General features: G+C 36.0%; 25 protein-coding genes, 1 tRNA gene and 2 pseudogenes. 17 read left to right on the top strand and 11 right to left on the bottom strand.

Translation table 11 applies throughout. From position 1 onward, the window contains the following. The first annotated feature begins 3 nt into the window (after nt 1-3). Together LWE_RS08850 and LWE_RS14710 are read left to right on the top strand one after the other, a co-directional pair. Nucleotides 4-1,086 (top strand): DUF871 domain-containing protein, encoded by a 1,083-nt coding sequence (locus LWE_RS08850; RefSeq protein WP_011702515.1) that lies wholly within the window; start codon nt 4-6, stop codon nt 1,084-1,086. 164 nt (nt 1,087-1,250) lie between these two features. Continuing rightward, nucleotides 1,251-1,820, top strand: coding sequence for a hypothetical protein (locus LWE_RS14710; RefSeq protein ID WP_011702514.1), 570 nt, complete (start codon nt 1,251-1,253; stop codon nt 1,818-1,820). A gap of 142 nt (nt 1,821-1,962) precedes the next feature. Here the strand turns inward: LWE_RS14710 and LWE_RS08840 are convergent. The 5 genes from LWE_RS08840 to LWE_RS08820 all read right to left on the bottom strand — a co-directional run bounded on the left by LWE_RS08840 (nt 1,963) and on the right by LWE_RS08820 (nt 6,536). Next, a tRNA-Arg gene (locus LWE_RS08840) sits at nt 1,963-2,034 on the bottom strand. A 115-nt stretch (nt 2,035-2,149) separates the two neighbouring features. Further along, on the bottom strand, nt 2,150-3,142 hold the full coding sequence (gene mreBH / locus LWE_RS08835; RefSeq protein ID WP_011702513.1) for a rod-share determining protein MreBH: 993 nt from the start codon (nt 3,140-3,142) through the stop codon (nt 2,150-2,152). Between the two features lie 217 nt (nt 3,143-3,359). After that, nucleotides 3,360-4,616 carry an MDR family MFS transporter gene (locus LWE_RS08830; protein WP_011702512.1) on the bottom strand — a complete coding sequence of 419 codons (1,257 nt, stop codon included), beginning with the start codon at nt 4,614-4,616 and terminating at the stop codon, nt 3,360-3,362. 101 nt (nt 4,617-4,717) lie between these two features. Beyond that, the gene (locus LWE_RS08825) at nt 4,718-5,950 is read right to left on the bottom strand and encodes an aminopeptidase (protein WP_011702511.1); all 1,233 of its coding nucleotides are present in this window, start codon (nt 5,948-5,950) and stop codon (nt 4,718-4,720) included. A 139-nt stretch (nt 5,951-6,089) separates the two neighbouring features. Continuing rightward, nucleotides 6,090-6,536: a flavodoxin gene (locus LWE_RS08820; protein ID WP_011702510.1), complete on the bottom strand. Its 447-nt coding sequence runs from the start codon at nt 6,534-6,536 to the stop codon at nt 6,090-6,092. A 188-nt stretch (nt 6,537-6,724) separates the two neighbouring features. Between LWE_RS08820 and map the strand changes: the two genes are divergently transcribed. Next, on the top strand, nt 6,725-7,483 hold the full coding sequence (gene map / locus LWE_RS08815; RefSeq protein ID WP_011702509.1) for a type I methionyl aminopeptidase: 759 nt from the start codon (nt 6,725-6,727) through the stop codon (nt 7,481-7,483). Between the two features lie 129 nt (nt 7,484-7,612). Then, nucleotides 7,613-8,419, top strand: a complete 807-nt coding sequence (locus tag LWE_RS08810; protein ID WP_041176358.1) for an AAC(3) family N-acetyltransferase — start codon at nt 7,613-7,615, stop codon at nt 8,417-8,419. Nucleotides 8,420-8,438: 19 nt separating this feature from the next. Here LWE_RS08810 and LWE_RS08805 read toward each other — a convergent pair whose 3' ends face one another. Next, a complete protein-coding gene (locus LWE_RS08805; protein WP_011702507.1) occupies nt 8,439-8,660 on the bottom strand; it encodes a DUF1128 domain-containing protein in 222 nt (73 codons plus the stop codon). A gap of 90 nt (nt 8,661-8,750) precedes the next feature. Between LWE_RS08805 and LWE_RS08800 the strand changes: the two genes are divergently transcribed. Continuing rightward, nucleotides 8,751-9,620, top strand: a complete 870-nt coding sequence (locus LWE_RS08800) for a YihY/virulence factor BrkB family protein (RefSeq protein WP_011702506.1) — start codon at nt 8,751-8,753, stop codon at nt 9,618-9,620. Nucleotides 9,621-9,647: 27 nt separating this feature from the next. Here LWE_RS08800 and LWE_RS08795 read toward each other — a convergent pair whose 3' ends face one another. Next, nucleotides 9,648-10,292: a deoxynucleoside kinase gene (locus tag LWE_RS08795; protein ID WP_011702505.1), complete on the bottom strand. Its 645-nt coding sequence runs from the start codon at nt 10,290-10,292 to the stop codon at nt 9,648-9,650. 105 nt (nt 10,293-10,397) lie between these two features. Here LWE_RS08795 and LWE_RS08790 point away from each other — a divergent pair, with 105 nt between their 5' ends. From LWE_RS08790 to LWE_RS08770, 6 genes and pseudogenes are all read left to right on the top strand, one after another. Beyond that, a complete protein-coding gene (locus tag LWE_RS08790) occupies nt 10,398-10,778 on the top strand; it encodes an OsmC family protein (RefSeq protein ID WP_011702504.1) in 381 nt (126 codons plus the stop codon). A gap of 64 nt (nt 10,779-10,842) precedes the next feature. After that, entirely contained in the window at nt 10,843-12,219 is a 1,377-nt protein-coding gene (gene rlmD, locus LWE_RS08785) for a 23S rRNA (uracil(1939)-C(5))-methyltransferase RlmD (RefSeq protein WP_011702503.1), read from the top strand. Between the two features lie 141 nt (nt 12,220-12,360). Further along, entirely contained in the window at nt 12,361-12,747 is a 387-nt protein-coding gene (locus tag LWE_RS08780; protein WP_011702502.1) for a DUF5071 domain-containing protein, read from the top strand. Between the two features lie 49 nt (nt 12,748-12,796). Continuing rightward, a pseudogene (locus tag LWE_RS14905) lies at nt 12,797-12,938 on the top strand (VOC family protein); the annotation flags it as partial. Between the two features lie 76 nt (nt 12,939-13,014). Further along, entirely contained in the window at nt 13,015-13,416 is a 402-nt protein-coding gene (fosX, locus tag LWE_RS08775) for a fosfomycin resistance hydrolase FosX (protein ID WP_011702500.1), read from the top strand. Between the two features lie 74 nt (nt 13,417-13,490). Then, nucleotides 13,491-13,784 (top strand): annotated as a pseudogene (locus LWE_RS08770) (hypothetical protein). Nucleotides 13,785-13,820: 36 nt separating this feature from the next. Here LWE_RS08770 and LWE_RS08765 read toward each other — a convergent pair. Further along, nucleotides 13,821-14,027 (bottom strand): hypothetical protein, encoded by a 207-nt coding sequence (locus tag LWE_RS08765; RefSeq protein ID WP_011702498.1) that lies wholly within the window; start codon nt 14,025-14,027, stop codon nt 13,821-13,823. 27 nt (nt 14,028-14,054) lie between these two features. Continuing rightward, a complete protein-coding gene (locus LWE_RS08760) occupies nt 14,055-14,957 on the bottom strand; it encodes a methyl-accepting chemotaxis protein (RefSeq protein ID WP_011702497.1) in 903 nt (300 codons plus the stop codon). A gap of 188 nt (nt 14,958-15,145) precedes the next feature. Between LWE_RS08760 and LWE_RS08755 the strand changes: the two genes are divergently transcribed. Continuing rightward, nucleotides 15,146-15,688 carry a GNAT family N-acetyltransferase gene (locus tag LWE_RS08755; protein WP_011702496.1) on the top strand — a complete coding sequence of 181 codons (543 nt, stop codon included), beginning with the start codon at nt 15,146-15,148 and terminating at the stop codon, nt 15,686-15,688. A gap of 43 nt (nt 15,689-15,731) precedes the next feature. Here LWE_RS08755 and LWE_RS08750 read toward each other — a convergent pair whose 3' ends face one another. After that, nucleotides 15,732-16,697 carry a cation diffusion facilitator family transporter gene (locus LWE_RS08750; protein WP_011702495.1) on the bottom strand — a complete coding sequence of 322 codons (966 nt, stop codon included), beginning with the start codon at nt 16,695-16,697 and terminating at the stop codon, nt 15,732-15,734. A 207-nt stretch (nt 16,698-16,904) separates the two neighbouring features. Between LWE_RS08750 and LWE_RS08745 the strand changes: the two genes are divergently transcribed. Together LWE_RS08745 and mprF are read left to right on the top strand one after the other, a co-directional pair. Next, the gene (locus LWE_RS08745; protein ID WP_011702494.1) at nt 16,905-17,579 is read left to right on the top strand and encodes a VanZ family protein; all 675 of its coding nucleotides are present in this window, start codon (nt 16,905-16,907) and stop codon (nt 17,577-17,579) included. Nucleotides 17,580-17,605: 26 nt separating this feature from the next. Then, nucleotides 17,606-20,203 carry a bifunctional lysylphosphatidylglycerol flippase/synthetase MprF gene (mprF, locus tag LWE_RS08740; protein ID WP_011702493.1) on the top strand — a complete coding sequence of 866 codons (2,598 nt, stop codon included), beginning with the start codon at nt 17,606-17,608 and terminating at the stop codon, nt 20,201-20,203. Nucleotides 20,204-20,222: 19 nt separating this feature from the next. Here mprF and LWE_RS08735 read toward each other — a convergent pair whose 3' ends face one another. Beyond that, nucleotides 20,223-21,125: a TIGR01777 family oxidoreductase gene (locus LWE_RS08735; RefSeq protein ID WP_011702492.1), complete on the bottom strand. Its 903-nt coding sequence runs from the start codon at nt 21,123-21,125 to the stop codon at nt 20,223-20,225. Between the two features lie 97 nt (nt 21,126-21,222). On the opposite strand from LWE_RS08735, the gene recX reads away from it, so the two are divergent. The 3 genes from recX to LWE_RS08720 are packed head-to-tail and all read left to right on the top strand — an operon-like array spanning nt 21,223 to nt 22,740. Continuing rightward, nucleotides 21,223-22,032 carry a recombination regulator RecX gene (recX, locus tag LWE_RS08730; RefSeq protein ID WP_011702491.1) on the top strand — a complete coding sequence of 270 codons (810 nt, stop codon included), beginning with the start codon at nt 21,223-21,225 and terminating at the stop codon, nt 22,030-22,032. Nucleotide 22,033: 1 nt separating this feature from the next. Further along, the gene (locus tag LWE_RS08725; RefSeq protein ID WP_003730568.1) at nt 22,034-22,267 is read left to right on the top strand and encodes a YfhJ family protein; all 234 of its coding nucleotides are present in this window, start codon (nt 22,034-22,036) and stop codon (nt 22,265-22,267) included. Nucleotides 22,268-22,278: 11 nt separating this feature from the next. Then, nucleotides 22,279-22,740: a dCTP deaminase/dUTPase family protein gene (locus LWE_RS08720; RefSeq protein ID WP_011702490.1), complete on the top strand. Its 462-nt coding sequence runs from the start codon at nt 22,279-22,281 to the stop codon at nt 22,738-22,740. Nucleotides 22,741-22,760: the final 20 nt, after the last annotated feature.

Genomic DNA, 22,760 nt, shown 5'->3' with positions numbered 1-22,760 from the left:
TAAATGAGAAAATTGGGTATATCCGTCTTTCCACAACATGTATCACTTGAAGCATCATTAGAATATATTGAAACAGCAGCTAAATATGGTTTTAGCCGTATTTTCACTTGCTTAATTTCAGCTAATGATGAAGCAGAATTTGCTAAATTAGAAACAATTTGCAAACGTGCAAAAGAGTTGGGATTTGATGTTATTGCGGATGTCGATCCTACTGTTTTTGAATCATTAAATATTACTTATAAAGAATTAGACCGTTTCAAAGAGCTTGGTTTAGCAGGTCTACGTCTTGATTTAGGTTTTTCTGGTTCAGAAGAGGCTGCGATGTCTTTTGATGATACAGATTTAAAAATCGAACTAAATATTAGTAATGGAACACGTTACGTGGAAAATATTCTTTCTTATCAAGCAAATGTAGGGAATATTATTGGTTGCCATAACTTCTACCCGAGAAAATACACTGGTTTATCCAGAGAACATTTCTTACGTACAAGTAAACAATTCAAAGATTTAAATCTTCGTACAGCGGCTTTTGTCTCTTCTAATAGTGGCGAATATGGCCCATGGTTTGTTGTCGATGGTGGACTTCCAACGATGGAAGAACATCGTGGTATGGACATTACAGTTCAAGCAAAAGATTTATGGAATACCGGCTTAATCGATGATGTCATCGTAGGAAACATGTTTGCTTCAGAAGATGAGTTACGTGCTTTAAGCGAATTAAATCGTAATGAATTACAATTAGCTGTGGAATTTTTAGACGGTGCAACAGATGTAGAAAAAGAAATTGTTTTAACACAAAAACATTTCAATCGTGGCGATGCTTCCGAGTATGTTCTACGTTCCACAATGACGCGCGTCAACTTTAAACAGTACGATTTCGAACCACATGATACGGATACCATTTCAAAAGGCGATGTGACTATTGATAACAACGGTTACGAACGCTACAAAGGCGAAATGCAAGTAGCCCTGCAAGAAATGGAAAACTCCGGCAACACAAATATTGTTGCTAGAATCATTCCAGAAGAGCGCTACTTACTAGACACCATTCTTCCATGGCAACATTTTAGATTGGTTGAGAAGTAAAAAATAATTAAAAAACACCTGCAATCCATTGTATAAATGTTGATTGCAGGTGTTTTTACATATCATTTATAGTTTGATTATTAACTAAGATAATGTTTATATAAGGAAGAACACAAATTTACTACTCTTAATTATATCGGGACACCAGGAGGTAATAATAGAAAATGTTAAAATTATATAAAAAAGAACAGAAAGACACATACTATGCAGAATATTGGATAGATGGGGAACAGGCTATTATTCATTATGGTAAAATAGGTCACATAGGACAAACTGAAAAAATAGAAAACTATTTAAAAAGTTATAAAGATGAAGCTAGTTTCCAAGCAGAATTTGTTCAACGCTTTCACTCTCAAGGTTTTATTCAAATTTCAGAAGAAAAATTCTGGATACTCATTCAATATCCAATGAAAAGTTTAAAAGGAACTAAACGAGATGTATGGCTTAAAGACAGGGTAACAAAAATATTAAATTCTGATTTAGGATGGAAAGGGTTAGGTCATGTTGATGGCTATGATATGGGGAAAACCTCAAATCCTCAAAAACAATTTGCCTTAAACATATTTTGTGTAGTAGTTGATGAAGCTAAAGGGATAAAGGCGATTAAATCAGCATTAAGGAATAATACATGTGACTTCACTAACGTCAAAATTGCTGCAAGACCCTTTTCCGACGATATAGAATATACTTTAAAGTTCTCAGCAAAGAAAAAAGACTTAGATTTTTATGTTTAAGCGGCTAATTTAAATGCTTAATCAAGTGATAAGCCAACCATAAATATCTATAAATTCACTTCTTTTCCTAGAAAAAAGTGATACTAGAACACAAAAAAACCAGAATTTTCATAAACGAAAAATTCCGGAGCAAGTTTTCTAATGTCCCCTGCAGGAATCGAACCTGCACTTAAACCTTAGGAGGGTCTCGTAATATCCATTTTACTAAGGGGACTTATATGAAGTTTTTGTACAGACAACAGATGTAATTTTACCAGAAATAAGTGTTTTCAGCAAGCTAAATAAGCAGTTGGCGCCGCGTTTCAGCCTGCCAACTGCTTATTTATTTATTAAATTTTGGACAATTTATCTGCAAAAACAAGGGACTTACCTGTGCCGATTGCCACGGATTCAAGAGGACTTGGAGCCATATGTACAGGAACATCAATTTCTTGCACAAGCCAGTCACGGAATCCTTGAAGAAGAGAACCACCACCACTTAAAATAATGCCACGATCAACAATATCGCCACTTAACTCTGGAGGGCACATTTCAAGTGTGTTTCGAATGGCTTCAAGAATTCGTTGTAATGTTTCTGAAAGAGCGCTTTGAATTTCTGTAGAACTCACTTGAACAGTTTTTGGTAAACCAGTGAGTAAATCACGACCGCGAATTTCAGCGGTTTGAACGACATGTTCAATCGGAGCAAATCCTAATTCCTTTTTAATGCGTTCAGCCGTGGTTTGGCCAATTAAAAGGTTGTAATTCTTGCGGATGTATTGAATAATTTCTTCATCCATGTGGTCGCCGCCAGTTCTAACTGAAGTACTAGAAACAACGCCACCATACGAAATAATCGCAATTTCACTCGTACCTCCGCCAATATCAACAATGACATTTGCTACGGGTTCTGCAACAGGCAAATCTGCACCAATAGCAGCAGCAACAGGCTCTTCAATGAGAACCACCGAACGAGCACCAGTCGATTTTACAGCATCAGAAATAGCTCGACGTTCCACAGAGGTTGCGCCAGTAGGGGTACAAACAACCACATTCGGTTTTCTAATCCCATTAGTTGAGATTCTACGCATAATTTCACGCAATAATCCACTAGTCAAATCAAAATCAGCAATTACTCCATCTTTCATTGGTCTTATAGCTGAAATAGAAGTTGGCGTTTTACCAATCATCTCTTTTGCTTCATGGCCAATCGCGAGCACCGTTCCATCACTCGTATTTAGAGCGACCACAGAAGGTTCATTCAAAATAATTCCTTTTTCTTTACTGTAAACTAAAATATTCGCAGTACCTAAATCAATTCCAATAGTTGTTGTTCCAAACATCCTTACACCTAACTTTCTATTAAAAATAGCGAGTAAATTCTAGGTGTACAACTAACAGTATAGACTTTTTTCACCTTATAAGCATTATTTAAACATGGATGACATGAAAAGGTAATTTAAAACGATGATATAACAGGTGTTTTCAGCATTTCGTAAATAAATCGTAAAAATCGTAATCAAACCAAAAAACGACTATCAAAATAGATAGCCGTTTTTCTTAAGCTTGACGTTGTTTTTCAAATTCTGCATACATGTAGTAGTAAATGAGCCCACTAATAAGTGCTAAAATGCCAATAATGACAAAAGTGCTTGTATAGCCGATTAATGCCGCAAGTGTAATGGCAAGAGGCGCAATTACTTTACCAAGCGTGTAACGAAGACCAGCAGCAGAGAAATACATCGCGCGCTTATCTTCAGGAGCTAATTGAGAAACGAAATTTTGTTGTAAACCAACCGTCATTAGTTCCGCAAAACTAAAAAGGATAATCGCAAAAATGGCTACCCATGGACCAGTCGAAATACCGAAAATGAATATCGCAATCGCATAAAGGAAAGAAGAATTCATAAAGACGAATTTTTCTCTAAAATGGCTCATCCAGCGAGTAACAACAACCGTAAGCGCTGCAACAAAGAAGCCGTTGATAGAGACAATAACGCCAAACAACTGTTCACCAGTAAAATGAAAAGAGAACAAGTCAGATGCACCAATTACTTCTTTAATATAAAGCGGGAATAACAAATCCAGTTGCATAAACGACTGAGAAATAATAATCCCAGCAATAATGTATAAGAAGAAAATCTTATCTTTAAAAATAATCTTATAATTTTTTAATTGCTCTATTAACACTGTACCAATGCTTTTCCGTACAGCTTCTTTTTTAAGAGCTGGATTAGTCAAAAGTGGCGCCGTTTCATGACCGAATTTTTGAAGTAAAAAGAGTAGTAATAAATCTGCGCAAACAATCGCAAGTAATGTTTCTGTTGTAAAATTATAAAATAACACCGAACCAAGAATCGGTCCAATAACTACCGCAATATTAATCATCATATAAAAAACCGAGTAAATATGTGTCCGGTGTTCAAGTGGAACCACATCGGCAATCATCGCTTGACTCGCTGGCTGATAAAAAGCCATAAAGACACTCGCAATTGCAAAACCAGCAAAACTTAAATAAGGGGAGTTTACAACATGAAGTGCACCTATTGCAAAAACTAGAAAACCAAAACCTTCCCCAATAACAGAAATACTCATCATCCGTTTTCTACCAAAATTATCTGCAAAATAGCCGCCAAGTAATGCTGTAAAAACCGCCAAAATTTGCGAAATAATTAGCAAGATACTTGTAAGTTCACGCCCAATACTTTCCGAAAAGTAAATAGTGAGAAAGGGGAAGACCATCCAAAAAGAAATATCGAGCAGTGCTTCCCCAAAAAGCCTCACTTTTAAATTGATGTCCCATGTACTAAATTTCATCTAATGCACCTCACTCTCTTTTATAAAAAATAACAAACGAAAACCCTTGAAAGCAATAAGCTACAAGGGTTTTACGCAAAAAGGCATAAGTTTAAAAAAGTTTAGAACGCCCAGTCGCCTTTACGGAAAACAGGAACAACTTCACCAGATTCGGTTACACCATCAATGTCCATTTCAGAAGAACCAATCATAAAGTCAACATGCGTTAAACTATTGTTAACACCAGCTGCTTCTAATTCTTCACGAGACATTTCTTCGCCACCTTTAACATTAAATGCATATGCACTACCGATTGCTAAGTGGTTAGAGGCATTTTCATCAAATAGTGTGTTGTAGAATAAAATGCCGGATTGAGAAATAGGGGAAGGATCTGGAACTAGAGCTACTTCTCCTAAATAGTGAGAACCTTCATCTGTTGCGATTAAATCTTTAAGAATTTCTTCGCCTGATGCTGCTTCTACACCTACAATTCGACCTTTTTCGAAAGTGATTTTGAAGTCATCGATAATATTTCCTGCATAACTAAGTGGTTTTGTACTAGAAACATACCCTTCCACTTTTAGTTTATCCGCACAACAGAATACTTCTTCTGTCGGCATATTGGCCATAAATTCATGCCCTTTTTTATTCTTACTACCAGCGCCAACCCAAAGATGATTTTTTGGAAGACCAATTGTAAGGTCTGTTCCAGGAGCCGTATAATGTAAAGAAGTAAATTGTTTTTCATTTAAACTATCTGCTTTTGCAGCAAGAGTCTGATCGTGGTTTTTCCAAGTTTCTACTGGATTTTCCGTATTAATACGTGTTGTTTCGAAAATAGCTTCCCAAAGTGTTTCCATTTGTTCTACTGGAGTTAAATCTGGGAATACTTTTGCTGCCCAACCTTGTGAAGCAGCTGCAACAACTGTCCAGCTTACCACGTTTGCTTGCATTAATTCGCGGAATTCACTCATTGCGCCACCCATTGTTTTTTGGAATGTTGCAATTTTGTTGCTATCCACACCGTTTAGTAAATCGGGGTCTTCTGATGTAATGGAGATAAAACAAGCGCCTTCTTTGGCAAGTTCTGTTTTTTCTGCAACACGGTGAACTGGAGCACTTTCGAAAACGCGTAATGGAGCATTCTTATAACGTAAAGCGCCTAATTCTTCATCGCGCCAATCCATAATGACATCTTCTGCGCCAACTTCAAAAGCGTACTTAGAAATAAGACGAACGAGTGGAGCTGCGTCAACTGGAGCCATAATTACCACTTTCTGCTCAGGTTGGACATTTACCCCAACTTTTACAATCAATTCTGCATACTTTTCTAACTTTTCACTAAATACTGTCATAATTAATCACTCCAATCTTTTTATTCAATATGAGAATTGTATCTTAATTAATGAGGTAAAGCAACCACTAGGCGACTGTTTTCGCTATTTTTAATGAAATAAAAAAAGCAAGCTCCCAAAACGGATGCTTGCTTTCGAATTAACCTTTTAATACATCAACAAATGTTTTTGCGTAGCTTTCAGCGCGAACCACGTCTTCTTCATCTGGATCAAGATCGACTTTTAGCCCGGCAACAGGAACAGTCGCACCTTGTTCTTTTAGACGAGTTTCAATTAAATCTACTGTTAAACAATATTCATCATAAAAAGTATCGCCAGAACCGAAAGAAGCGCAAATTTTGCCGCTAAAATCAACATCTGCCATATCTTCATAAAAATCAACGAACTCATCAGGAAGTTGTCCATCATCATAGGTATAGCCGCCAATTAATGCGCCATCATATTCGAGTAAATCTTCAGGATCAACGGAAATACATTCTTCAATTTCTACTTCAATATCATATTTTTCTAATTCTTCACCTAAAATATCGGCAATTTCTTGTGTATTACCAGTCATGCTGGCATAGACGATCATCACTTTTGTCATTTTGCATCACCATTTTCTGAATTTTTTATTGTTTAAAATGGCACAAACCTGTTCACCATTTTTTTACTGATACTTACTATTATAAATGTCTTCAGAAAAACTGCAACCTTTTTTCCAGATTACTTTATTTCTAGCGGTTTTCGAGCTATAATAGTAAATAGCGGAAATTTTAGGAGGGAATAATGAAAATGATTACACTTAAATCAAGACGCGAAATCGATGAGATGAAAGCAGCAGGGAAAATCCTTGCCGATACGCATAAAGAACTAAAAAAAATCATTAAACCAGGTATTACTAGCTGGGATTTAGAAGTATTTACAGAAGAATTCTTACGTAAAAATGGTGCAACTCCAGAACAAAAAGGGTTTGAAGGTTACGAATATGCTATTTGTGCAAGTATCAATGACGAAATTTGTCATGGCTTCCCGCGCAAACAAAAGCTTAACGAAGGCGACATTATCACAGTGGATATGGTCGTGAATTATCACGGCGCACTTGCTGATTCTGCTTGGACTTATGCAGTAGGAGAAGTACCAGACGATGTGAAGCATCTAATGGACGTTACCCATAAAGCACTTTATTTAGGAATTGAACAAGCCAAAGTTGGCGCTCGAATAGGCGATATTGGTCATGCGATTCAAACTTATGTAGAATCTGAGAATCTTGCAGTTGTACGTGAGTTTATCGGTCATGGTGTCGGACCAACTTTACACGAAAAACCAGATATTCCTCATTTTGGTCAAGCTGGCAAAGGTCCACGCTTAAAAGAAGGCATGGTTATTACAGTAGAGCCAATGGTAAATATGGGCGCTTGGAAAGCAAAAATGGATGATAATGGTTGGACTGCGAGAACAGTTGATGGTTCTTTATCTGCACAATATGAACACACTTTTGCCATTACACAAGATGGTCCAGAAATTTTAACTTATCAAGGCGAAAATGATTAATTGAACTATTTAGCCAGATGTTATTAGAACAGAATTCGAGTAAATACACGTGTATTCGTTACATTTGTTTTTACTTTGACGTTTTTTTCTAGGCATCTGGCTTTATTTATTAAGGTGGTGACAGAAAAATTGGGAGAAAAAATGGCTATCTGGCGAACAAAAAAACCAGCAACAAAACAAAAAATCGTGTCTGATTTGAGAAAAGCGGGTATTAGAGAAGGAGATACGATTATTTTTCATGCTTCCATGTCAAAAGCGTATTGGATATGTGGTGGACCTGTGGCAATAATATACGCGCTTCAAGAAGCTGTGGGTACTGATGGAAACATTGTCATGCCTGCGCAAACAGGTCAATTAAGTGATCCTGCCAAATGGGAAAATCCTCCAGTGCCGGAAAGTTGGTGGAAAACGATTCGAGCAGAAACTCCACCTTTTGATCCAAATGTCACACCAACACGAGGAATGGGAGTGATAGCTGAAACCTTTCGGACTATGCCTGATGTAGTACGCAGTTTTCATCCGTATCATTCATTTTGTGCATGGGGAAGACAAAAAGAGGAAATAATTGCGAATCAGCCACTTGCGAAAAGTTTAGGTGACGAATCACCCCTAGGGAAATTATATGAACTTTCAGCCAAGATTATTTTGTTTGGAATTGATAATGATAATAACACATCTCTCCATTTAGCAGAAGAACGTTCGAATGTATTCCCGCTCATAGAAAACCAAGCTGCATTTCGGAAACAGGGCGAGATAGTCTGGAGGAAGTATGCTGAAATCGACTATAATAGTGAGCTTTTTATTGAGCTTGGCCGTACATATGAGAAAGCGCGCGACTTCCATCCGACGACAATTATTGGTGCACCGACAAAGATTTATGATATGCGTGACTTAGTTGATTTTGGGACTAATTATTTCCAAACAAAAAACCACTAAAAAGTGGCCGGAATTTGCTTTATTTTCTAATTCTGCGTAACTCTTCTGCAAATAATTGCATTTCGCGGGGACTAAAATTTGATTTGCGTTTAATTAGCTGATAAATATCAATAAGTGCGTTATAATCAACAGAGTCAAGCTCAAGATTTTCAAAAACACCAACATTCACCATCTTTAATTTAGTGGTAATTTCTGTTAACATAAAATTCACGTTTTCCTGTGAAGGGGTTTCAAGATTCATCTTTTTGCTCCTTTCAAGCTAATAGACAAAATTTTACCATAACAGAAGAAAAACTTCCAGATGAATGACTAGAAAAGGGGGGCCTTATACGTGTGGGTGAAAATAATTAAATCTATTAAAAATAATGGGATAGTCCAGGTAGGACAAGCAGTAAGTGCAAGGGTTGGACGAAATGATGTATCTGGTAATGCTGCACAGTTAGCATATTATATGTTGTTTTCCATTTTTCCGATGCTTTTAATCGCAGCAACTTTACTTGCTTATCTTCACATTGATAAAGATTCAGTTTTCAATATGATAAAAGAGTTTGCGCCAGATCAGATTATGGACTTTCTAGAAGAAAATTTAAATACTTTACTGACGCAAAAAAATGGTGGATTACTTTCTATCGGGATTATCGCGACTTTATGGTCGGCTTCCAATGGAATGAATGCCGTTATGAAATCACTCAACAAAGCATATGGCGTAACGAATAAGAGAAATTACGTTGTACAACGTTTATTATCAATGTTTTTCACTATGTCCATGCTTGCAACAGTTGGAGCCACTTTACTATTACTTGTATTTGGACAACAAATTGGGATGTTTTTAATTAACCATTTGCACTTCTCAGAAGACTTTCTTAGCTTTTGGAATAATCTTCGTTGGACTGTTACACTTATTGTGATTTTTGTTGTCTTTACCTTTTTATATTGGGTGGCACCAAATAGACGCAGTACATTAATTAGTGTTCTTCCAGGAGCGCTGTTTTCGACAATAGGCTGGACTGTAGCTTCGGTTGGTTTTGCCTATTATGTGAATAATTTTGGTAATTACTCAGCAACATATGGTAGTATCGGTGTGATAATTATTTTAATGTTATGGTTTTATCTGACAGGTATTATTTTAATGATTGGCGGAGAGCTAAATGCAACCCTTGCTATTCGTAAAAAGAAGAAAGAATTAGGCGAAATAAATTAAAAAAACGCTAAAACAGTACGTGCTGTTTTAGCGTTTTAATTTTTCATGAATAAGTTGCATGACATAATCTGCGTCATTTGGTTTATTAATATCAATTTCGTCAATATTAATTACAAGTGTTTCACTCTTATCATAAGATGCAAACCAGCTATCATAACGACTATGGAGATGTTTATAATATTCAAGTAAACCAGGATTAGCACCAATTTGTTCGTAAGGACGTCCCCGAAGAGAAATTCTACTTAAAACCGTGTCCAAACTCCCACGTAAATAAATTAACAAATCCGGTGCTTTTTTTGGCATATAAGCAAGTTCTTCCATCATATTGTCGAGTAAATCAAGATATGTATCCATCTCAGGTTCAGAAATATTACCTTCTTCAAAATTAATTTGTGTAAAAAGGGCGTCTTCATAAATGCTCCGATCTAGCACATTATTTTGATCCGTTAACGCGGCTTTGATACTACGAAAACGAGTATTTAAAAAATATATTTGTAAGGCAAAAGCCCATCTTTTTGGGTCATCATAAAACATTTCTAAGATCCGATTATCCTTAATGCTTTCATAAAATGCTTTTGTTCCAAGTTCATTTGCAATTAGCTCTGTATAACTACTTTTTCCAGCGCCAATCATTCCTGCTAAAACAATCACTTTATTTCCTACTCCTTCCATAACTCGAGCAGCCTCCTTTTTGGTCGACTATTTGTTCATTATACTACTAATTTGCTTAATAAGGAGATTTTTTGTACGATAAAAGAGAAGAAATGAGGGATAACGATGACAAAACCATTAAAGCTAGTTTATACCGAAAATGGATTTGACACAGGAGATTTATTAATTGATGACAAAATGACTGCTCATACACCAGCTGATTTGATGTTGATGTCGATTGCTAGTTGTAGCGCGATTGTTTTCCGTAATATTTTAAGAAAAAAGCGAGTTGATTTTACTGATTTATGGGTAGACGCGACTATGGAACGTATTCCAGAAGAAGAAAATCGAATCAGTGCGATACATCTTCACTTTAAAATTACAGGTTCTCACTTAGATCCTCATCCACTTGAAAAGGCACTAAAATTAACCCCAAAATACTGTTCGATGGTTCGTTCTGTCAAAAAAAGCATTATTGTCGATGAAAGTCTTGAAATCATGCCATAAACTGCTGACAAGTGACTATTTTTTTGTTAGTATTAATGAAGACTTGGAATGATGGAGGAAAATAATGAATCAAAATCCAGTAGAAGAAGGCCAAAAGTTCCCACTGACCATTCGGCGCATGGGAATCAACGGAGAAGGAATTGGCTATTTTAAAAAAGCAGTTGTATTTGTACCCGGTGCAATTACCGGAGAAGAGGTAGTTGTAGAAGCAGTCAAAGTTCGTGACCGATTCACCGAAGCAAAATTAAATAAAATTCGTAAAAAATCTCCCAACCGAGTTACCGCACCTTGCCCAGTGTACGAGGCATGTGGCGGTTGCCAGTTGCAACATGTGGCTTATAGCGCACAACTTGAGTTAAAAAGAGATATTGTTATTCAATCAATCGAAAAACATACAAAAATTGATCCAGCTAAATTAAAAATTCGCCCAACAATCGGTATGGAAGACCCGTGGCGTTATCGTAATAAAAGTCAATTCCAAACAAGACTAGTAGGCAGTGGTCAAGTCGAAACAGGGCTTTTCGGCGCCAATTCTCACCAACTTGTTCCGATTGAAGACTGCATCGTCCAACAACCAGTCACCATCAAAGTAACCAATTTTGTACGTGATTTACTCGAAAAATACGGCGTTCCAATTTATGATGAAAAAGCTGGTAGCGGAATCGTACGCACGATCGTTGTTCGCACCGGTGTAAAAACTGGCGAAACCCAACTCGTTTTCATTACAAATAGTAAAAAGTTACCTAAAAAACGAGAAATGCTCGCAGAAATTGAAGCAGCTCTTCCAGAAGTGACTTCGATTATGCAAAACGTCAACCAAGCAAAATCCTCACTTATTTTTGGTGACGAAACGTTCCTATTAGCTGGAAAAGAAAGCATTGAAGAAAAATTAATGGAACTCGAATTCGATTTATCAGCTCGTGCCTTTTTCCAATTAAACCCGTTCCAAACAGAGCGACTCTACCAAGAAGTGGAAAAAGCACTCGTACTTACTGGGAGCGAAACTCTAGTAGATGCTTATTGTGGGGTTGGTACAATCGGCCAAGCATTCGCCGGCAAAGTAAAAGAAGTTCGCGGCATGGATATTATTCCAGAGTCAATTGAAGATGCCAAACGAAACGCCGAGAAAAATGGAATTGAAAACGTTTATTATGAAGTAGGTAAAGCAGAAGATGTTTTGCCTAAATGGGTAAATGACGGTTTCCGCCCAGATGCAGTAATCGTTGACCCTCCAAGAAGTGGCTGTGACCAAGGTTTAATTAAGTCACTCTTAGAAGTAGAAGCAAAACAACTTGTTTACGTATCTTGTAACCCATCCACATTAGCACGCGACTTGGCTTTACTTGCGAAGAAATACCGCATTCGTTATATGCAACCAGTCGATATGTTCCCGCAAACAGCACATGTCGAAACGGTAGTGCTTTTGCAATTAAAGAATTAAATAGAAGAACAGCCATGCATTCTTTTGTAGATAAAGGATGCATGGTTGTTTTATAAAATTTTACTTCTAAATTATGTTCTGTCTGATTTATTAAGCTGTTTCTGTTATACTCATATTAGTTGTTTTGGGGAGGCACATTTTATGGGAATAGAAGATTTAATTCCAAAAGATAAGTTTGATGATAGTCATATTGATGAGTTAAATACAATAGACAAAATAGAGGTAATTCCTATTCTTGGAACTTTATTAGGATGGTTAAAAGACCCAAATTGGCCAGTAGCACAGGCATTATTTCCAGTTTTGCCTCGATTTCAGTTTGAGTTGATAGACCATATTTTAGAGATTTTTCATTCTTCTGATGATATATGGAAAAATGAAATATTGCTTCTAATGGCAAACTTTGACAAAGAAAATATAGTCATATTAGCGCCCGAAATCAAACGAATAATGACCAATCCAACCTCAGGAGAACGCTTAGAAGGAACGGTTGATTATGCTAAAACTTTACTTGATAAATTTGCTTTATAATTTAATTGAAAATAAGAACTTTCCAAAAGAAATTATTAAAGCAGCTTAAATCTACTTTAGTGGAGGTAACGCTTTTTCGCTTTTTATAGAAAAAATTTTCTGATTGCAGGGCTATGGATATGTATTATGGAAGGCGATTTTTCACAAGAGAGAGCCTATATATAGCATTTGAAATTCAAGCCGAAGAAGTATATGTTCCCGCAAACAGCACATGTCGAAACGGTAGTGCTTTTGCAATTAAAAGATAACTAAAGGACTGGTGATTGCATGATTTCAGGATTAAGCCATATAACTTTAATTGTGAGAGATTTGAATAAAACAACCACATTCTTGCAAGAAATTTTTGATGCAGAAGAAATCTATTCTAGTGGCGACAAAACATTTTCGCTTTCCAAAGAAAAGTTTTTCCTCATAGCTGGACTGTGGATTTGCATTATGGAAGGCGAATCGTTACAAGAGCGCACTTACAATCATATTGCTTTCCGAATTCATGCGGAGGAAATGGATGAATATACTGAACGAATTAAATCACTGGATGTGGAAATAAAACCAGAACGCTCTAGAGTAACAGGTGAGGGACGTTCCATTTATTTTTATGATTATGATAATCATCTATTTGAATTACACGCTGGGACATTAGAAGAGCGCTTAAAAAGTTATCATGGATAGCAAATACAGCAGGAACTACTATGAAAAAACTATTTGTTGAAACGAAAGAATTTGAGAATAAGTACTAACGAACTATTTGGTAAGGTTATATTGAAAATGAATTTGAAGTAATTGATACAATAAAGTAGCTAATGCAAAGCGATCTTGCAGAAAAAATGGCTAATCCAATCGAAGCAACACACTGGGTTTTCTGCAGGGGGATGCAAGCTGGTATGGCGATTGGTCATAAAGTCCACTCTTCCATAATGGTTCGCCGACGTGATAACAAGTTGCTACTCCAATACAACATGAGCGGTTTTCCATTTATTACCGTGTTTGAAGGAACGACATACTTTAAAAATCAGTTCGAACAAGATTTGAATGTATAAAAAAAAGATCCCACCTAACAACAGGTGGGGTCTTTTTCATCCAAGTTCTTTCCAGTGCCAATTGCCAATATGTAAACCCTGATTCATCTCACTAGTTGTAAAACTATCGGCTCTAGCTTCGGTTTTCGCTCGGTTTAATGAAGTCGCACTTCCAAAACTATTTGAGGTTTCATAGTGGTACTCTTGGTTGTTCAAACGAATAATAATGGCACGACCAGAAGGATGTTTTCCAATTAGTTTCAAGACTTCTTCGCTCCTTTTTTCAGTCGGTTAAATCATTTTTGTGAAAGCACCGGCATTTTGATCCAAGGCAGTAGAGGCAGATTCAATTTGATTAAAATCTTCTAAAGATAAAATAAGGACTTCTTGGCTTTCCTCGACTTTTGCTTCGACACGTTCTGTACCACTTGAAATCGTATTAATTTCTTGTGTGATACCATTGACACTTTTTTCCACTTCTTTAATAGCTTCTTCCACACGACTCGAAAGTTTGCGCACTTCTTCAGCTACAACACTAAATCCACGCCCAGCATCGCCAGCACGTGCGGCTTCAATCGCTGCATTCAGTGCAAGTAAATTTGTTTGAGAAGCAATACCATTAATTGTATTAATAATTCCGTGAATATTTTGTGCTTCTGTTTGTAAATCATGCAGTGTAACTGTATTTTCGTTTGATTCTTTCGTGATTGATTTCACGAGATTAAGGAGAGCTTCACTACGCGTTTTTCCAACACTAGAATGTTCTTTTAAATTCGTTGCCATATTTTTTAAACCAGAAGCAAAATCATGCACAGTTTCTTCTCTTCGTGTGATATCAGTGGCGATTTTTGCCACACCTATAACTGTATTTTCAAGAAAAATGGGTATATAAGTTGCTTCAAACCAAACTCGTTCACCGCGAGCATTTTTTCGTTCAATTTTATTTTGAAATTTTTGACCAGCAAGTAGATTGGTCCACATTTCTTTGTAAGTTGCTGTTTGAACAAAATCAGGAAAGCATAAATCCGGATGAGATAATTCCAACATTTCTTCTTCCGTATATCCCATAGCTTCCGCAAAAAGTGCATTCACGTAAGTTACTTTTTTATTAATATCAAAACGCATTATTGCTACATTTTGAAGTAAACCATCGAGAAGGAGAGTTGCGTCTTCTTTGTCCGCATAAACATTCATTGTAAAACCTCCATTTTTTAGAAAAATAATATAAAAACGACTAACAACAACATAATAACACACTTGTATTCGTAATAGAAGATTTATTTTTTAATAAAATAAGAAAAACAGGAAAATATGCTTTATAGTGATACTTGCAATCATGTTAGAACAATCTTATAATTTAGAAAAATAGGGGAGGGATAGGGATGCAGATTACGGGAAAACGGATTTACTTAAGACCTTTTCAAATAGCAGATGCGAATCAAAAACTAGCTTTTCATATCGCGAATAAAGCTTTTTTTGAAGGATACTCTATGGAGCGAGAAGCACGTTTTTACACGATAGAAGAACAACAAACGCTTATTTTACGTTTAGAAGATTTTGCTGCGAATGATGTAGAATATTATTATGGGATTTTCTTGAAAGATACAGAGGAACTGATTGGAACGATTAATTTATTTAGTATTTTACGTGAATCATTGCAATCAGCGTTTGTTGGTTATTTTTTGGATAAAGCTCACAATGGAAATGGTTATGCAACTGAGGCTGTGCAATTAATAGTAGATTTTGGATTTGATATCCTTGGACTTCACCGTATCGAAGCAGGTGTTATGCCACGAAACGAACGATCCAAACAAGTTCTTTTGAAAGCTGGTTTTCATTTAGAAGGGCTCGCGATTCAAAATGTGCGTATAAATGGAACTTGGGAAGATCATCAAGTACTTGCAATCATTAATCCAGAAGACTAAAAAAAGCCAAGTGTCGCATTTCGCGCACTTGGCTTTTCATATTCTATCGTCCGTCGCCGTATTCCCAATTACGAATCGCATCATCTTCATCAAAAGAAATCAGTACATCAGCAACTCCGCGCAATTGTCCAATATTTTCTTCTAGACGGTCTTTAATATCATCGACTTCTGCTAGAGTAAGGGACGGATCTAATTCAACTTCCACATCAACATGAAAAACATCGCCTTCTTTTAATACCGTAAGTACTTGAATATCTCGCACATCAGGATCACTCATCACCAATTGTCCTACAGTTAAATGCATGCTTTGATCAGATTCACCAATAACTCCAGCCGCATTATCTAAAAATACTTTACCAACAACGATAAACATCATGACACCAATTAACATTGAAGCAATACCTTCCGCTTGGTGAAAAGGGGTATAGTGAGAAATAATGACCGCAATTACCGCTAAAAGTCCACCACCAGTTGCAACAGAGTCTTCTAAAAACACAAGTTTTGTTGCTGCTTTTGCCTTACCAAGATTACGAATACTATCTTTAAATAATGTAAATCCTTTTGATTCTAGACCAACATCATGAGCAATCTCATGCATTGCCTTCACTAGAACAGAGAATTCCAATACCGTACAAAGTAAAAGTACTACAAGGTTAATAATAAAACCGGTAGAACTAGTTGGATGGATAATATGTGCAAAACCTTCTCGAATGGTTTCAAATGCCATAATTCCTACAACTATTACTGCGCCAAGTAATACTAAATTAACCATTCGTCCAAAACCATTTGGAAATCGTTTTGTCGGTCGTTTTTTACTTAAGGCAGAACCAATAAAAACGAAAAACTGATTCGCTGCATCGCCAAGACTATGTAAGGTTTCTGCAAACATCGCAATATTTCCTGTAAAAAAATAAGTGACACCTTTTATAATAGACACAATTGTATTAACAAGTGCAGCTGTTAAAGCTGATTTATTACCTTCTTTGAGTAAGCTTAATAATTCTTTCATCCTAGTCTCCTCCACAATTATCATTAAGAAATTGTAGCATTTTTTTGGGTAAAATGAAAATAAGAACCTAAAACCCTTACAGAAGCTTGCAAAAATGTAAGTATAAACAAGCTTTCTTTTCATTTTTATATCTGCTAAACTGATACTAGGAGCTTATTCAGAGCGTATATAAGCTGATTTTGAAACGGAAGGCGTTGGAATACGAAAATGCAAGTCCAAAAATGCCGTTTTTTTGTATTGTTATTGCCAGTATTATACCTCTTATATGGGGTTTCGCTTGCATTGCAATTTGGAGATAACGCAGATTTAATTAATACAATCGCAAATAGTTGCTTACTTTTCATAGCAACATTAATCTTAACCAAAATGGCCAAATTAAAAAATTGGCTAGACTTTATCTGGTTTAGTGTATTTATTTTATATATATTCGTTCTTTTACATCTAGTGGCATACATATCCATTGGAGATTTTGTAAATAGTACATACACAGGAAACTTCCATATTCAAAAAGAAATGATTAATTTAATACCATTTACAACGATAGAAAATACATTTAAACAAACTTTACCAACGATGCCAACTATAATCCAAATTTTAGGAAATATTTTATTACTATGTCCGCTGTCGTTCTTTCTACTTTACTTCAAGATTACGAATTCAGGATGGAAAGCATTACTCGTAGTATTCCTAACCTCTTGTGGCATTGAATTACTTCAGTTTGCGCAAACAACAATGATTACTGGATTTGATAGCATGGCACTTCCACCTGAGCGCTCAACAGACGTAGATGATATTATTTTAAATACATGTAGTGGTTTGATAGGCGTGTTACTCGCTTATGCTTTCCCACCAGTTAGGAAACGAATAAATAAAAGAAGATGAATGGAATTTGCTAAGGAGAGTCTAATATGAAAGAAAAATTAATGAAAGCCTATGGTTGGTTTCAAAAAAATAGTACGATCGTAAAAATTGTTTTTATTACATTTGTCATGGGATTTGTGATTTTTGAAATTGTTAATATTGCAACAGGGATTGATTATCCTTCCTTAAAAGTTAATATAACTTCCCAAAGTCCTGAACAAATCTTTATTATGTTTATAGTAGGTTTAATCGCGGTCACACCGATGCTTTTATATGATTATGTGATCGTTAAGCTATTACCAGGAAAGTTTTCACCAATTCATGTCGTCGCATCTGGTTGGATTACCAATACCTTTACGAACATTGGCGGATTTGGTGGGGTATTAGGTGCAAGTTTAAGAGCAAGTTTTTACGGAAAAAATGCTTCTCACAAAGAAATACTACTTGCTATTTCTAAAATTGCCCTATTCTTAGTATCTGGCTTATCCATTTACTGTTTAGTATCATTAACGACCTTACTAATTCCTGGATTTGCAGATCATTTTGTTAATTACTGGCCTTGGTTGCTTGCGGGTGGGCTTTACTTCCCAATTTTATTTACAATCACAAAATGGAAAAGTAAATCATTATTTGTAGATTTGCCAATTAAAAGAGAATTAACCTTAATCGTTGCTTCGTTATTAGAATGGGGCTTTGCATTTGGTTGTTTTGCAATTATTGGCGTTTTAATGGGAGAGCCTGTAGATATTTTCAAAGTATTTCCACTATTTGTTATTGCCTCCGTTATTGGGATTGCTTCTATGGTACCAGGCGGTGTAGGTACATTTGATGTCGTCATGATTCTAGGACTTAGTCAATTAGGCGTTTCTCAAGAATTAGCACTGGCTTGGATGCTATTTTATCGTATTTTCTACTATATAATTCCGTTTGTTGTAGGACTACTTTTCTTCGTCCAAAAAGCCGGAAAACGATTAAACGACTTTTTAGAAGGATTACCACTGCTGTTTTTACAAAAAGTGGCTCATCGCTTCTTAGTAATTTTTGTATATGGCTCAGGTCTGTTATTAATATTATCTTCGGCCGTTCCGAATGCGATATATCATGTGCCGTTCCTATATAAAATCATGCCATTTAATTTCTTGTTTACATCGCAAATCACCATTGTTGCTTTTGGATTTTTACTTCTCGGACTGGCCAGAGGAATTGAATGTAAAACTAAAAAAGCGTACATTATAACAGTCATTGTGCTAGGTTGCGCTATATTTAATACATTAGCTCGAGTATTTTCGATGAAGCAAGCTATTTTCCTTGGTATAGTACTACTTTGTTTATTCCTTGCTAGAAATGAATTTTACCGGGAAAAACTTGTATATACTTGGAGTAAAGTCATAATTGATAGTATTATCTTTATTGTATGTTTAGCTGGTTATATTGTTATCGGTATTTATAATTCGCCAAACATCAAACATTCGAAAGAAATTCCTGACTATCTCCGCATTGCTTCGGAACATTTATGGTTAGTCGGATTTGTCGGGGTCTTTATTGCTGTCGTTAGTTTAGTTATTATTTACATTTACCTATCTACTACAAAAGAAAAACTTGGATCGCCATTTGAAGCGGTAAAAGTGCGCGAACATTTAGCTAAGTGGGGCGGGAATGAAGTTAGCCACACGATGTTCTTAAGGGATAAATTACTTTTTTGGGCAGCAGACGGAGAAGTGCTATTCTCTTATCGACTCATTGCTGACAAAATGGTCATTATGGGAGAACCAACTGGGAATATGGATAAAATGGAAGATGCGATTGAGGAAGTTATGACAAATGCTGACAGGTTCGGTTACCGCCCAGTTTTCTATGAAGTTCGTGGTACAATGATTCCTTATTTACATGACCATGGTTTTGATTTCATTAAACTTGGAGAAGAAGGCTTTGTAGATGTCCAAAACTTTACAATGAGTGGTAAGAAGAAAAAAGGTGAGCGGGCACTAATGAACAAATTAGAACGCGAAGGCTATACTTTTGAAATCATTCAGCCGCCATTTGATAAGGCTACATGGAAAACATTACGAGCCGTTTCTGATGAATGGCTTGATGGTCGAGAAGAAAAAGGATTTTCACTAGGGTTCTTTGATACGTATTATTTAGAGCAAGCAGATATCGCCATTGCTAAAAATGTTGAAGGAATAGTCGTTGGATTTGCTTCCATGATGCCTTCCTATACAGAGGAAATGACGTCTATTGATCTAATGCGTTATTCAAAAGAAGCGCCATCAGGTATTATGGATTTTCTTTTCATTCATTTATTTGAAAAAGCCAAAGAAGATGGTTTCCAAACATTCAACGCCGGTATGGCACCACTTGCAAATGTTGGAGAAAGTAAATATGCGTTCTTAGGTGAACGTTTAGCTGGACTTGTATACCGTTATAGCCAAGGATTTTATGGCTTCAAAGGCTTACGTAATTTCAAATCTAAATATGTGACGGAATGGGAACAAAAATTCGTTGCTTTCAGGAAGCGTAGTTCGATTGCATTTACGATGTTACAGCTTATGATTCTTGTAGGTAAAAAACGACCACTTGCAAATAATCAAATTGTCCTTGATTTCCCACTAAATGAAGAAGCAAAAAAACCAGATTCTGAGTAAAACAGAATCTGGTTTTTTTCTAATCCACTAAATCATCTAAAGCTTCTTGTAAAGTTTGGAAACGAAATTCAAAATGATTGCTCATCAGTTTTTGAGGATAAGCTCTTTGACTATCTAAAATCGTCACTGCCCGTTCACCAAGAATGAATTTAATAATTTTTTTCGGAACCGGTGTTTTATATGGTTTATGCATTTTTTTACCAAGCCGTTCAGCAAATTTCTTTTCTTGAACAGGATGAGGAGCAGTAAAATTAACAACTCCATCAATCTGCTCGTGATCAAAAATAAATAAAATAGCCCTAACCACGTCATCTACATGAATCCAAGAATACCATTGCTTACCACTGCCGAATTTTCCACCAGTATAAGTTCGGAATAGCTTCTCAAAAACGGGGAATGAACCTCCGCCAGTTCCAAGTACAAGCCCAAAGCGAGCATAAACAACACGAATACCTAAATCACTCGCTGCACTAGCTGTCTTTTCCCATTCATAGACAGTTTTTCCTAAGAAATTATCTGCATAACTATTTTCTTCTGTATCAAGATAAATAGTGGATTTGGAAGATGTGTAAGCGCCAATTGCACTCGCGTTAATCCACAATTTTGGCTTGGATTTCATTTTCTTCACAATGGATAAGAGTGCAGAAGTAGCTTCGATGCGGCTATTTACAATCACTTTCTTTCTATCGTAAGTCCATTTTTCATCCATTAAACCAGCACCAGCAAAATTAATACAAATATCTACTGGTAAATCGTCTAAATTTGGTAACTTATCATCATTTAACCATTCAATATAATGTACATTTGCGCGGTTTTGAAGTTTTTGTCTTGTTAAAATATAAAGTTCGTGATCAGATTTTTCCAACTCATGTACTAAATGATCACCAATAAAACCCGTTGCGCCTGTAAGCAAGATATTCAATATTATCACCTCTTTATAGTCCTAACTAGTTTATTCCCTTTTTAGTAGTATTAAAACCAATTTTTGCGGTATGATAGAGAAGTGAAGGAGGCGTATTATGAAAATCACGTCCATTAGTGTCCAACAGAAAAATAAAGAACGTTATAACATTTTTATTGATGAAAAATACAACTTTAGTGTAGATGAAGAGGTTTTAGCGCGGTTCCAGCTCATGAAAGGAAAAGTGTTGACTGAGGCCGAGATAGAGGAAATTAAACAAGCAGATATGGTTCGCAAAGGTCTTAATAAAGCGATTAACTTCTTGTCTCACCGTGTGCGCTCAGAAAAAGAAATTCGCGATTATTTAAAGAAACAAGAAATGGAACCTTTTGCTATTGATGAGATTTTAAAAAAATTAGCTGATATGGATTATATTAACGATGTTGAATTTGCAGAACTATATACAAAAACGCAAATCAAGACAACGCTCAAAGGCCCACGAACAATCGAACGTGAACTAGTCGAAAAAGGCTTAACAAGAGAAATCATTAGTCAAGTGATTGAAGAATATTCAGATGAAAATCAACTTGAAAATGCCACTAAACAAGCAATGAAAATCATGAAGCGAAACAATAAAAGCGCTAAGAAAATGCTTCAACAAAAAATCACTACAGATTTAATCCAAAAAGGTTATTCAAGTGAAGTAGCCAAAGCTGCCTCATTAGAAGCAACAAATGAATTAGATATGGCAGATGAAGCAGATATTTTACAAAAACAAATCGAAAAAACAATGCGAAAAAATAAACGTTACAAACCAAGTGTCGCTAAACAAAAAACAATTACATCGCTAATGCAGAAAGGTTTTTCTTATGATACAATTCAATCATACCTAACTGAGAATGAAATCAGTTTCGAGGAGGAAGAATGAATTGTATACTTATTTAGATGAACTAACAGCGGAATTAATGGCTAAAAACCCGCATTTAGATAAAGAACAGGCTCTGTGGTGGATTGAAATGCTTTGGTCGGATTTCGAAAGTTCCTACGCAAAAGCAGGCTATCCTTACCGAGGACCTGAGTACGCGGCGGATTATGTCCGTCAGCAAATCGAGCGGCACGGTAGCTTTTTACATCAAGTAGAACGAAAAGACCCAAACAAATAGGAGTGAGTGAATTGAAAGTAAGAGGATTTGAAGTAGTTAATGAAGCAAGTAGAAAGTTTCCAGAACAAACAATATCGCTACCAATACGCGGTGACAAAGGTTCAGCCGGTTATGATTTTTTCTCCAATGAAACAGTAACTATTGCACCAGAAGAAAAACATATTTTCTGGACTGATATTAAAAGTTATATGCAAGAAGATGAAGTTTTAAATATCCATGTTCGTTCTTCTATTGGTATTAAAAAAGGTTTATTACTTTGTAACGGAACTGGAATTATCGATTCTTCTTATTATAGTAATCCAGGGAATGATGGTAATATTGGCATTGCTATCAAAAATTTCTCTACGACACCAGTTGAAATAACAGCAGGAGAACGTGTTGCTCAAGGTATATTCCAAAAGTATTTAGTAGCAGATACAGATATTCTTGCAAATGAATCACGTGTTGGTGGAATTGGCAGTACAGGTAGATAAACAAAGAAGACCCGGAAAAT

It is taken from the genome of Listeria welshimeri serovar 6b str. SLCC5334 (genome assembly GCF_000060285.1).
GTDB lineage: Bacteria > Bacillota > Bacilli > Lactobacillales > Listeriaceae > Listeria > Listeria welshimeri.
Note: the sequence above shows the minus strand (reverse complement) of the source record. Positions and strands in the feature narration are given on the sequence as shown.